This is a genomic window from Citrobacter sp. Cf136, assembly GCF_030333815.1.
Lineage (GTDB): Bacteria > Pseudomonadota > Gammaproteobacteria > Enterobacterales > Enterobacteriaceae > Citrobacter > Citrobacter freundii.
Genome location: NZ_JAOWFE010000032.1, coordinates 928,573 through 941,493, shown reverse-complemented (window position 1 = coordinate 941,493; position 12,921 = coordinate 928,573). Strand labels below are relative to the sequence as shown.

The following is a 12,921-nucleotide window of genomic DNA, read 5'->3' as shown; positions in this document are numbered from 1 at the left end:
AGGGAACTCATGGCTATGCAATCACAAGATATTATTAAACGCTCGGCGACGAACAGCATCACGCCGCCGCCCCAGGCGCGGGATTACCGTGCAGAAGTGGCAAAATTAATTGATGTCACTACCTGTATTGGCTGTAAAGGCTGTCAGGTCGCCTGCTCAGAGTGGAACGATATTCGCGATGAAGTGGGCTACTGCAACGGCGTCTACGACAACCCGACCGATCTCAGCGCTAAGTCCTGGACGGTGATGCGCTTTAGCGAAACCACCCAGAACGACAAGCTGGAATGGCTGATCCGCAAAGACGGCTGCATGCACTGCGCCGATCCCGGCTGTTTGAAAGCCTGTCCATCCGCTGGAGCAATCATTCAGTATGCCAACGGGATTGTCGACTTTCAGTCCGAGCACTGTATTGGCTGTGGCTACTGCATTGCTGGCTGCCCGTTCAATATTCCGCGACTTAATCCCGAAGATAACCGGGTCTACAAATGTACGCTGTGCGTTGACCGGGTCAGCGTGGGCCAGGAACCGGCCTGCGTGAAAACTTGTCCGACCGGCGCTATCCAGTTTGGCACCAAAAAAGAGATGCTCAATGTAGCGGAAACTCGCGTGGCGCAGTTGAAAAAACGCGGCTATGCCAATGCGGGCATCTACAACCCACAAGGGGTCGGCGGCACCCACGTGATGTATGTACTTCATCACGCGGATCAACCATCGCTGTACCACAATCTGCCGGATGAGCCAAAAATCGCCGCACCAGTGAACCTCTGGAAGGGGATTTTAAAACCACTCTCCGCCGCCGGATTTATCGCCACCTTTGCCGGGCTGATTTACCACTACGTGGGAGTCGGCCCAAACAAAGAGACGGATGATGATGAAGAGGAGAACGGTCATGAGTAAAAGCAAAATGATTCTGCGCACCAAATTCATCGACCGTGCTTGTCACTGGACGGTGGTAATAAGCTTCTTCCTGGTGTCGCTTTCCGGTATTGCGCTGTTCTTCCCGACGTTGCAATGGCTCACCGAAACTTTCGGTACACCGCAAATGGGGCGAATTCTACATCCGTTTTTCGGGGTGATGATTTTCATCGTGCTGATGTTTATGTTCGTCCGTTTTGTACACCACAACATTCCCGATAAACAGGACCTTCCCTGGATTAAAGGGATCGTTGAGGTACTTAAAGGCAATGAGCATAAAGTCGCTGATGTGGGGAAATACAACGCAGGGCAGAAAATGATGTTCTGGAGCATCATGAGTCTAATTCTGGTATTACTGATTACCGGCGTTATTATCTGGAGGCCCTACTTTGCCCATTATTTCTCAATTAACATTGTTCGTTGGAGTTTGTTAATCCACGCGACAGCAGCCATTGTGCTGATCCACGCCATTCTGATCCATATGTACATGGCGTTTTGGGTAAAAGGTTCAATTAAAGGTATGATCGAAGGGAAAGTGAGTCGACGCTGGGCGAAGAAACACCATCCTCGCTGGTATCGTGAGGTTGAACTTACTGAAGAAAAAGCATCGGAATTAGAGTCTAAATAAAAGCAATAAGGCCGCTGTTATTCAGCGGTCTTATTCTCTCAATGGCCCAGTGATATGCTGCGGTGCTGCGAGACCTGATTATCAGGCGAATAAAAGGCCCTCCCAGACCCTATCCAACCCGCAGCAAATCACTGTATCTCGTGGTATAACGCGGTGAGAGCATATCTCGCTTCATCGCCCACGGTTGTTGTATACCTTGTCCGGCAAAATAGAGCGTTCCTTTACCCTTTTCAGCATTGAGCGTATCCAGAACGGCCATCAGCTTATCGCTGTTATGCCGTGGAGCGTTGTCATCAAAAAGATTCAACTGTGCAACACCTGAGCTAAAAAAATCGCCCAGCATGACCCCTGCTTTTTGATAACGTAGCCCCTCTCGCCATATTGCGTCCAGGCTACATGTGGCCGCCTTTATAATTTCCCGACTATCCTGGGTTGGTGTCAGCAGTTTTATCGATGCGCTGTTACCGTAATACGGTTCATTCAGGGAAAATGGGCTGGTTTTGATAAACGTAGAGATAAACCGGCAGAACTGGTGCTCTCTGCGCAGCTTTTCCGCAGCACGTGAAGCATAGGTACAAATTGCCTCTCGCATCGCGTTGTAATCCGTGAGTTTTTCACCAAACGATCTTGAGCAGATAATTTCCTGCTTAACTGGTGCAAACTCCTCCAGCTCCAGGCAAGGTTCACCGCGCAATTCCCGCACAGTGCGCTCAAGCACAACGTTGAAATGTTTGCGGATAAAGCGAATATCGGTATCTGCCAGGTCGCAGACCGTTTTAATGCCCATAGCGTCAAGTTTTTTACTGATACGGCGTCCAACACCCCAGACTTCATCAACCGGGAGCGCAGTCATCAGCTTACGCTGGCGCTCAATATTCGAGAGATCCACCACCCCGCCAGTCTGTTCCTGCCACTTTTTGGCCGCATGGTTAGCCAGCTTGGCCAGGGTTTTGGTCTGGGCGATACCGACCCCAACCTTGAGGCGTGTTTTTTGTAAAATGGTTGCTCTGATTTCCCGACCAAAATCCGTCAGATCCCGGCAGTTTCGCACGCCCGTTAAATCGCAAAAGGCTTCATCAATACTGTACATCTCCACGCGCGGCGACAGCTCCTCCAGAATCGACATCACCCTGCTGCTCATATCCGCATACAATTCGTAGTTCGAACTAAAACAGAACACGCCATAGCGCCTGAACAGATCTTTCTGTTTGAAATATGGTGCGCCCATATTAACGCCAAGCGCTTTTGCCTCCGCGCTACTGGCAATGACACAGCCATCGTTATTTGAAAGAACGACAACGGGTTTACCCTTCAGATCGGGCCGGAATGCCGACTCACAGCTGGCATAAAATGAATTAACATCCACCAGCGCAAACATAATCAGCCCGCAGATTTAATGATGAATGTCACTACGCCAAATATATCCAGCGTGTCCTCGCTGCCGATCATGATCGGCGCGTAGGCGCTGTTCTCTGGCTTCAACATCACCACCGGATGCAATTGCAGGCGCTTAACGGTGAATTCGCCTTCAATAGCAGCAACCACAATGTCTCCGTGGGCCGCTTTTCTGGCACTGTCGACTACCAGCAAGTCGCCAGCACCGATCCCTGCCCCCATCATGGAGTCGCCAGACGATTTAACAAAATAGGTTGCGCTGGGATGCTGCACCAACAGATCGTTGAGATCGATACGTTTCTCAACGTAATCCTGCGCAGGAGAGGGAAAACCGCAAGGCACGAGATCGCTAAATAGCGGGAAGTGTTTGATTTCGCGGTGTTCAACTGGCTGGAAAAACAACATAATAATCTGCCTCTCATATAACTGTGTTTATATACAGTAGTTTTAATGAAGACAGTGATCAAGTGACAAGTGTGGCGAATTGAGCGTTGTTTAACCATCTTGTCGATAAGCTTTTATGATGTCTGGAAAAATAATCGGCTAAAAAAATGCCCCACATTTGCGGGGCATTACCTCAGGAGCGTTTTCGCGGCATCATGCGCAACAACGTATTGTCCTTCCAGAAATAGTGATGCATCAGGGCAGCACCAGCATGCAGAGCAATAACAAAATAACCCAGATTTGCCAGCGTCACGTGCCAGGACTTCAGCATATCCACTAAATCAAAGTTCGCCTCTGGCGCATGCGGCATAACGATGCCGAATGCAATCCACGGGTTACCCCGGTTGTACATCATCACCAGCCCAATAATCGGCAGGACAATAAACAACAGATAGATAACCAGATGCCCCAGATGCGCCATTCCGGTCATCATCGGCTTCGGTTTTGGCACAATCGGCGGAGCCGGGTATTTCAGCCTGACCAGCAGACGCGCCACCATCAGCGTTAAAATAGTGATACCGCAGGAGACGTGCACCATGTTGAACAAGGGGCGATAGCTGCGCGGGAAAAATCCGCGAAACTCCATGGCGCTGTACGCCACAATAACCAACAAAAAGACCAGCCAGTGAATACCGATTTGCAGGCCAGAATACTTATTCCCCATAACACTTCCTGAATAAAAACAATAATGCGTCAACATAACGGGCTTTTGTTAAAAATTCATTAACTTTTGTTCACCCATTTTCAGTCGCTTACGCTTAACCGCAAGAACCGCTATTGCCGAGGATGCCTGTCTGGACTAAGCCTGGTAGGGAAAATATGTCGTACCGCCTCATCCTGACAGGAGAAAACCATGAGTAAAATTGGCATTAACGGTTTTGGTCGTATCGGTCGTCTGGTATTGCGTCGACTACTGGAAGTCAAAAGCAACGTGGAGGTTGTGGCCATTAATGACCTCACCTCGCCCAAAATTCTCGCCTATCTGTTAAAGCACGATTCAAACTACGGCCCGTTTCCCTGGAGCATCGACTTTACCGAAGACGCGCTGATTGTCGACGGTAAAAAAATCGCGGTTTACGCAGAAAAAGAGGCCAAAAATATTCCGTGGAAAACCACTGGCGCTGAGATAATCATCGAATGCACCGGTTTTTATACCTCGACAGAAAAAACCAACGCGCACCTGGATGCAGGGGCCAAAAAAGTGCTGATATCCGCCCCGGCTGGCGATATGAAAACCATCGTCTTTAACGTCAACGACGATACAATGGATGCGAACGATCGGATTATCTCGGTCGCATCGTGCACCACTAACTGCCTCGCACCGATGGCGAAAGCCCTGCACGACAGCTTCGGTATTCAGCTTGGCACCATGACCACCATCCACGCCTACACGGGAACGCAGTCGCTGGTTGATGGGCCTCGCGGGAAAGATCTGCGCGCCTCACGGGCAGCAGCGGAGAATATCATTCCCCATACCACCGGAGCCGCCAAAGCCATTGGTCTGGTCATTCCGGCATTGAGCGGAAAATTAAAAGGCCACGCCCAGCGTGTTCCGGTGAAAACAGGATCCGTCACGGAACTGGTATCGGTATTGGGGAAAAAAGTCACTGCTGAAGAGGTCAACAACGCGCTGAAAAAAGCCACGCAAGACAATGAGTCATTTGGTTATACCGATGAGGAAATCGTCTCGTCAGATGTCATTGGCTCGCATTTCGGTTCGGTATTTGATGCGACACAAACCGAAATTACCGAAGTGGGCGATCTGCAACTGGTAAAAACAGTCGCCTGGTACGATAACGAATACGGTTTTGTCACCCAACTTATTCGTACACTGGATAAATTTATCAAGCTCTAATGTTCTGGCGGAGGCTCGCCTCCGCCCTCTTTCATTTCCCGCGAATTCAATACGTTGTGAGTCTCTCCCCGTTTTCGATTCACTGACTGTGCTATAGCTAACCTTTGCCACTGAGGGAGCATAGTAATGGAAGCACTGAGTCGTGAAACGTTAGAAAACATAATGGAGCAAGCCGTTGCTAAGGCCACCACCGTCTCATTCTGGCCGCAGGGTGAAGCCCCCGGAGCAAAAAACAGCGATGCGGTGTTTACGCCTGAACCCCGACATACAGGAACATCTCAGTATGATCGTGCGGTCACCGGTATTCGCGCCCCGGAAATTACCGTTTATGCCCCCGCAAAACCTAACGGCATAGGGATCCTTGTCACGCCAGGCGGCTCTTATCGTCGCGTGGTGGTGGATAAAGAAGGCAGCGTACTGGCACCGTTCTTTAACGCTCGCGGTTATACCCTGTTTGTGATGACCTACCGCATGCCGGGTGATGGCCATGAGGAAGGCGCAAACGCGCCGCTGGCCGATGCCCAGCGCGCCATGCGCTACATTCGCGCCAACGCCCATGAATGGAAAATTAACCCTGATCGTATCGGTGTGTTGGGCTTCTCTTCCGGTGGTCACGTGGCCGCCAGTCTGGGAACCCGGTTTGCCGAAACGGTTTATATGCCGATAGATAACGTAGACGAGCAACCTGCGCGCCCTGCGTTTATGGCACTGGTGTACCCGGTTGTCACTCTGCGCGAAGACATCGGTCACCCGGGATCTCGTCTTGAGCTGGTTGGCGCTAAGCCCGAAAAGGAAGATCTGCGCCACTATTCTCTGGAAGAACGCGTGGATAGCACAACGCCGCCGACATTCCTGCTACACGCCATTGACGATCCGGCGGTGAAGGTAGAAAACAGCCTGGTTTTCTTTAATGCGCTACGTGAGCAGGGCGTTCCGGTCGAAATGCATCTGTTTGAACGCGGTAAGCACGGATTTGGTATTCGTGATGCGCAAGGGTTACCGCTGGCAATCTGGCCGGAAATGATGATGAACTGGGTAGCCACTAAAGTGTGAAGATTGCGCCGGGTGGCGTACAGACTCACCCGGCGAAAAACTTAGGACTGCAGATACACCACTTGCGTTTGCAGGTATTCGTTCAGACCATGTTTACCATCAGCCCCGCCAATCCCGGACTTACGCCAGCCAGCGTGGAAGCCCTGCATCGCCTCGAAGTTTTCACGGTTAATATAGGTTTCGCCAAACTTCAGCCCCTTAATCGCCTTCATTGCCGTATTCAGATTCTGCGTATAGATCGATGAGGTCAGACCGTAGTCGCTGTCATTGGCCATTGTCAACGCCTGTTCCAGCGTATCAAACGCCACCACCGGCAGCACCGGACCAAACGTCTCCTCGTGCATAATCGCCATCTCCTGGCGCACGTCTAGCAGTAACGTCGGCGGGTAGTAATAACCTTTGCCGATAACAGCCTTACCGCCCAGCACCACTCTGGCCCCTTCCTGCACCGCTCGTGCGACTTTCTGCTCCACACGATCCAGCGCAGCGGCGTTAATCAGCGGCCCCATCGCAATGTCATTGCGTTCGGCCGGATTGCCAAACTGCACGGCTTTCATCGCCTCACCCAAACGATTAACGAACTGGTCATAGATACCTTTCTGAACGTATACGCGCTCAGCACAGTTGCATACCTGTCCGGTATTGATCACCCGCGAGTCAACAATGGCCTTCACCGCCAGCTCAAGATCAGCATCGTTCATCACGATAGCCGGAGCTTTACCACCCAACTCCAGACAAACTTTAGTGATGTTTTTGGCCGCTGCGGCCATAATTTTCTCGCCCGCACCGACGCTGCCGGTCATACTCACCATCGCCACCTTGGGGTTTCCAGCCAGCTCCTGACCGACCGTTTCACCGCGTCCCAGCACCAGATTAAAGACCCCGCGCGGTAAACCAATGTCATCAACAATTTTGGCAAAGGCGATGGCGTTATTCGGTGTGAATTCACTCGGCTTAATGACAATGGTATTCCCCGTCAGCAAGGCGGGAGCCAGTTTGCGGGCAATCAGGAAAAACGGGAAGTTCCACGGCAGAATGCCCGTCGTCACGCCCAGTGCACGCTTAAACAGCAGGATATTCTCACCCGGGCGATCGCTTTGCAGGATCTCACCTTCATAGCGACGCGCCCACTCCGCCATGTAATCGATATAGTCGGCGGTAAACGCGACTTCAACGTCAGCCAGTTGTCGAATTTTTCCACCTTCCGCCACAATCAACGCGCTGATTTCATCGGCTCGCTGGCGGATACCCGCAGAAATTTTGCGTAACCAGTTTGCCCGTTCAATGGCAGGCAACGCTTCCCATTGCGGCTGAGCGCGATCCGCGGCATCGATCGCTTTACGCGCGTCTTCGGCACGCCCATCGGGAATACGCGAGATAATCTCTTCCGTGGCCGGATTGACGACATCAATCCAGGCGTCATCGTGCCAGGTCACAAACTGCCCATCGATATACATAGGATGTTGTACGGGTACTGACATGCGGCTCTCCTGTGATTGATTTGTTTTTAACAAGTAAAACTATTGTTAATTAATATCAATTTGCATGGCGCATTATCGCTGGAGTGGCGGTTCTGTGAACTGCTTCATAAAAGCGCCTGGCAAAGTGATGATTAAGAGAAAAAACGGGTGGGCTTTCTGCCCGTTTGCCGTAAAACGCCGACAAACGGGCAGAAGGGATTACAGAGAACGGCTCTCAAGTAAGTCGGTCAGCGCGGTATCATTTTTTAGCTGCTGCCAGGCTTGCTCAACGTCCTGAGGAATATCAACATGGGCGATAAAATCGCGGCCGCAAGGCCCGTAGCCGGTTGCATCATCACGCAGGCGCGGAAGCTCACCGGTAATGAGAGACAGGTAACGATCCACCGACCACAGACCTTCGGCGGTCGGGGCAAAATCCACGCCGTCGCCCTGCTCAATCAACTCGGGGACAAAACCGGGGAAACTGATCCAGCGTGGGGCCTGAGGGTCGTCACGCGTGACGCGTTCAAATGTCGCCATGGTGCGGCGCTGCATGGTAGGGTCTTGCACCACAATGACGGTCCCCATGGTTTGGGTCGCCTGACGCAGTAACGCACAGCTAAACCGGGCGTTCTCCCCACAGTTGGTGGACTGATCCTCTACCCAAATCTTCTCACCAGGAATGTGCCAGAACTGGTGCGCGATATCGGCAAGGATCGCCGCTTCCGCGCGACCAGTGGTACGAATCGTGTGGTAGCGTGGATGCTCTGCGATGGCAGCATACAGAAAGGTCGTTGAGTGACCGATACCACCGCTAATCAGTAGGGGAACCTGTTGCTCTTTCGCTATCCGACAGGCTGCATCGATGGTCGGGATCACTGCGTTCCCGGCCAGAATCACGCAATCTGTCTGCACCGTAATATTTTCAGCGAAATCATTTTGCGCCAGCCATTGCCCCACGGTGTTAATCGCCGCAAGGGTGCTAGCGGAAAGTGGCGGAAACTGTCTCATGTTCATGACTCCTGGAATTTATGCTTTACCGGATACAGATGCCGGATGGCGACTACGCCTTATCCGGCCTACGGTCCAGCACTGCGTTAACCCGTAATCTGATCCATTGCCTGCAGGATACGCTTATCCGAAATCGGATACGGCGTGCCAAGCTGCTGGGCAAAGTAGCTGACGCGTAGCTCTTCTATCATCCAGCGGATCTCTTTGACATCGTCATCTTCGCGGCGCGCAGGCGGCAGTTTATTGAACCACTGCTGCCAGGACTGCTGCACGCTGTCCACTTTCAGCATCTGCGCGCGATCGCGGTGTGGATCGATGGCCAGTTTCTCCAACCGTTTTTCAATCGCCTGCAAATAACGCAACGTATCGCCCAGACGTTTGAAACCGTTGCCGGTAACAAATCCTCGATACACCAGTCCGCCCATTTGCGCTTTGATATCCGCAAGCCCCAGCGCCATGGTCATATCTACGCGACCTTTCAGACGTTTGTTGATATTAAACACTGCGGTCAGGATCTGTTCGACCTGCTTCGCAATCTCCACCACCGTATCGTTCAGTTCAGCCCGCACTTTTTCATGCAACGCCGTAAAGCCTTCTTCGGTCCACACCGGACCACCGTTGGCGTCAATTAGCTGATCCACACCGCAGGAGATACAGTCGTCAATCAAATCCAGCACTTTACCGTACGGGTTAAAGTACAGCCCCAGCTTGGCTTTATTGGGCAGCTTCTCGTGCAAATATTTGATTGGCGAAGGAATATTCAGCAGCAACAGGCGGCGTAAACCGCACCACATCGCCTGCTGTTGTTCCAGCGGATTATCAAACAGTTTGATGGCAACGCTGTCACGCTCATCGACCAACGCCGGCCACGCTTTCACCTTATAGTTACCGCGTTTTTGTTCGTAACTTTCCGGAAGCCGGCCGAAGCTCCAGATGTGCAATCCACTCTGTTCGATACCGTCATCGGCCACCGCAGACAATGTTTCCTGAACTTTGCCCTTCAGCGCATCTTTCAAATCCTGTAGCGAACGCCCTTCCTGCAGCTTCTTGTTCTTATCATCCACCACCCGGAAGGTGATTTTTAGGTGATCGGGCACCTGATCCCAGTGCCAGTCTTCACGGTCAACGGTGACGCCGGTCATGCGGCGCAGTTCACGCTCCAGCGAGTCCAGCAGCGGCAGTTCCAGCGGCGTCACTCGGCCTAAAAACGCTTCCGCATAGTTCGGTGCGGGTACAAAGTTGCGTCGTACCGGTTTTGGTAACGACTTAATCAGGGCGATCACCAGTTCGCGGCGCAGCCCTGGAATTTGCCATTCAAAACCGCTCTCGTCGATCTGGTTGAGCAGCGGGAGTGGAATATGTACGGTCACACCGTCCGCATCGGCTCCGGGTTCGAACTGGTAGCTCAGGCGCAGCTTAAGGTTACCCTGATGCCAGAAGTTCGGATAATCCAGCTTACTGATTTTCTCCGCGCCCTCTTTGATGAGCATGCTCTTTTCAAAGTTGAGCAGATCCGGCGTCTCGCGGCTGACCTTTTTCCACCAGTTATCAAAATGGCGGGCAGAAACCACCTCATGGCTGATACGTTGGTCGTAGAACTCAAACATCGTTTCGTCATCGACGAGAATGTCACGGCGGCGTGATTTGTGCTCTAACTCTTCCACCTCCGCTCGTAGTTTCAGGTTATCGCGGAAAAACGCATGGCGCGTTTGCCAGTCACCTTCCACCAGCGCATGACGAATGAACAGTTCACGCGATAACGCAGGATCGATCTGACTGTAATTCACCTTACGGGCCGCAACAATCGGTAAGCCGTAGACAGTGACTTTTTCTGTCGCCATCACAGCACCCTGCGCGCGTTCCCAGTGCGGCTCACTGTATGAACGTTTGATCAGATGCTGGGCTACCGGCTCCACCCATTCAGGATCGATACGCGCGGCAATGCGTCCCCACAAGCGGCTGGTTTCCACCAACTCCGCTACCATCGTCCACTTCGGCGGTTTTTTGAATAAACCTGACCCCGGGAAGATCGAGAAGCGAGCGTTACGCGCCCCGGTAAACTCCTGTTTATCGGTATCTTTCATCCCGATATGAGACAGTAAACCGGTCAGCAACGCGACGTGGATCTCCCGATATTCAGCAGGTTCGCTGTTAACCGGAATACCCAACTCTTTCACCACCTGGCGCAGTTGTGTGTAGATATCCTGCCACTCTCGCACGCGCAGATAGTTCAGAAAGTCAACTTTGCACTGGCGACGAAACTGGTTTGACGACAACGCTTTTTGCTGCTCGCCGAGATAGTTCCACAGGTTCACAAACGCGAGGAAATCAGACTCTTTGTCGTGGAAACGGCGGTGCTTCTCGTCGGAAGCCTGCTGCTTGTCCATTGGACGCTCGCGCGGATCCTGAATGGACAGCGCCGAGGTAATGATCATCGCCTCACGTACGCAGCCATGTTTTTGCGCTTCCAGCACCATGCGCGCCAGACGCGGATCCACCGGCAGTTGCGACAGCTGACGGCCCAACGGCGTTAACTTGTAAGCGGTTGCCTGTTCGTCGGTGGTTATCGCCCCCAGCTCTTCGAGCAGGCGTACACCGTCCTGAATATTGCGCTTATCCGGCGCTTCAACAAACGGGAACGCCGCGATATCGCCCAGCCCCAACGCGGTCATCTGCAAAATAACGGATGCCAGGTTGGTACGCAGGATCTCCGGGTCGGTAAACTCCGGACGCGACAGGAAATCGTCTTCGGAATACAGACGAATACAGATCCCTTCCGAAACACGACCGCAGCGGCCTTTACGCTGGTTGGCAGAAGCCTGCGACACCGGTTCAATCGGCAAGCGCTGAACTTTGGTGCGGTAACTGTAGCGACTGATACGCGCGGTGCCTGGATCAATGACGTATTTGATTCCCGGAACGGTCAGCGACGTTTCTGCCACGTTGGTCGCCAGCACGATACGGCGACCACTGTGCGACTGGAATACACGGTTCTGCTCACTGTTTGAAAGACGCGCATACAGCGGCAACACTTCGGTATGGCGTAAATCCAGCTTATTCAGGGCATCGGCGGTATCACGGATTTCACGTTCGCCGCTCATGAAGATCAGAATGTCGCCCTGACTTTCACGGCCTAACTCATCTACGGCATCAAAAATCGCCTGAAGTTGGTCACGCTCGGTGTCATCTGCATCTTCAACAATCGGGCGATAGCGCACTTCCACCGGATACGTTCGGCCGGAGACTTCGATAATCGGCGCGTTATTGAAATGCTTTGAAAAACGTTCAGGATCGATGGTCGCCGAAGTGATGATAATTTTTAGATCCGGGCGACGCGGCAGAAGTTCTTTCAGATAGCCGAGCAGAAAGTCGATATTCAGACTGCGTTCATGCGCTTCATCGATGATGATGGTGTCGTACTGCATCAGCAGTCGATCCTGCTGGATTTCCGCCAGCAGGATACCGTCCGTCATCAGCTTGACCATGGTGTTATCACTGACATGATCGCTGAAACGAACTTTATAACCAATACAGCCGCCCGGCTCGGTCTGCAGCTCTTCCGCAATACGGTTCGCCACGGTGCGCGCCGCCAGACGACGCGGTTGGGTATGGCCGATCAGCCCTTTTACCCCGCGCCCCAGTTCCATACAGATTTTGGGTAACTGGGTGGTTTTCCCCGAGCCGGTCTCGCCAGCAACAATCACCACCTGATGATCGCGAATTGCGTCCAGAATATCCTGTTTTTTCTGGCTGACGGGCAGGTTTTCCGGATAGCTGATTTCCGGACGCGCCGCTTCACGCAGCACAACTTTACCGGCTGCCTGCTCAATCTCTTTCGCCATCTCCTGGTAAATGGCCTGTTGTGCATCAGGATTTTTAACCTTCTTCACGCCGTGCAGGCGGCGGGCAAAACGCTGTCTGTCACGCAGCATCAATGAATCCAGCTGTTGCTGCAACATGTTGAAGGTTAATTTTTGTTGTTCTGTCATAGCGTTAAAAGGCAGTGCTCTGCCGGGTTAAATCTCTTTTAGATGATAGGTATAGAGTACCACATCGGCGCTTTTCATGTGTTGTTCAATAATTTCGAACATAGGATTCGATATATTGCACTATCACTGCGACAGGATTGTGAATAAAGTGTCAACAAGCAACGGGGCTCA

Annotated in this window: 10 protein-coding genes; 4 read left to right on the top strand and 6 right to left on the bottom strand. The window is 52.3% G+C overall.

The features are described 5' to 3' along the window. The first annotated feature begins 9 nt into the window (after nucleotides 1–9). Together fdxH and fdnI are read left to right on the top strand one after the other, a co-directional pair. Nucleotides 10–897 (top strand): formate dehydrogenase subunit beta, encoded by an 888-nt coding sequence (gene fdxH, locus OGV98_RS08915; protein WP_003020306.1) that lies wholly within the window; start codon nucleotides 10–12, stop codon nucleotides 895–897. Then, nucleotides 890–1,543 (top strand): formate dehydrogenase-N subunit gamma, encoded by a 654-nt coding sequence (gene fdnI / locus OGV98_RS08910; protein ID WP_046670732.1) that lies wholly within the window; start codon nucleotides 890–892, stop codon nucleotides 1,541–1,543. Before fdxH ends, fdnI begins: the two co-directional genes overlap by 8 nt. Before the next feature lie 109 nt (nucleotides 1,544–1,652). Here the strand turns inward: fdnI and OGV98_RS08905 are convergent, their stop codons facing one another. The 3 genes from OGV98_RS08905 to cybB form a co-directional block, all read right to left on the bottom strand. Beyond that, nucleotides 1,653–2,921, bottom strand: coding sequence for a Y-family DNA polymerase (locus OGV98_RS08905; RefSeq protein WP_058842668.1), 1,269 nt, complete (start codon nucleotides 2,919–2,921; stop codon nucleotides 1,653–1,655). A 2-nt stretch (nucleotides 2,922–2,923) separates the two neighbouring features. Further along, nucleotides 2,924–3,343: a translesion error-prone DNA polymerase V autoproteolytic subunit gene (locus OGV98_RS08900; protein ID WP_003020321.1), complete on the bottom strand. Its 420-nt coding sequence runs from the start codon at nucleotides 3,341–3,343 to the stop codon at nucleotides 2,924–2,926. Between the two features lie 172 nt (nucleotides 3,344–3,515). Next, nucleotides 3,516–4,046, bottom strand: coding sequence for a cytochrome b561 (gene cybB / locus OGV98_RS08895; protein ID WP_044700084.1), 531 nt, complete (start codon nucleotides 4,044–4,046; stop codon nucleotides 3,516–3,518). Nucleotides 4,047–4,235: 189 nt separating this feature from the next. Between cybB and gap the strand changes: the two genes are divergently transcribed. After that, entirely contained in the window at nucleotides 4,236–5,237 is a 1,002-nt protein-coding gene (gap, locus tag OGV98_RS08890; RefSeq protein ID WP_202581296.1) for a type I glyceraldehyde-3-phosphate dehydrogenase, read from the top strand. 126 nt (nucleotides 5,238–5,363) lie between these two features. Continuing rightward, nucleotides 5,364–6,290: an alpha/beta hydrolase gene (locus OGV98_RS08885; protein WP_058842669.1), complete on the top strand. Its 927-nt coding sequence runs from the start codon at nucleotides 5,364–5,366 to the stop codon at nucleotides 6,288–6,290. Between the two features lie 41 nt (nucleotides 6,291–6,331). On the opposite strand, the gene aldA is transcribed toward OGV98_RS08885, so the two are convergent. The 3 genes from aldA to hrpA form a co-directional block, all read right to left on the bottom strand. Then, nucleotides 6,332–7,771 (bottom strand): aldehyde dehydrogenase, encoded by a 1,440-nt coding sequence (gene aldA / locus OGV98_RS08880; RefSeq protein ID WP_032949368.1) that lies wholly within the window; start codon nucleotides 7,769–7,771, stop codon nucleotides 6,332–6,334. Nucleotides 7,772–7,969: 198 nt separating this feature from the next. Further along, complete coding sequence (locus tag OGV98_RS08875) at nucleotides 7,970–8,767, bottom strand: YdcF family protein (protein WP_171820670.1); 798 nt, start codon at nucleotides 8,765–8,767, stop codon at nucleotides 7,970–7,972. Between the two features lie 80 nt (nucleotides 8,768–8,847). After that, a complete protein-coding gene (gene hrpA / locus OGV98_RS08870; protein WP_202581295.1) occupies nucleotides 8,848–12,750 on the bottom strand; it encodes an ATP-dependent RNA helicase HrpA in 3,903 nt (1,300 codons plus the stop codon). Nucleotides 12,751–12,921 lie beyond the last annotated feature (171 nt).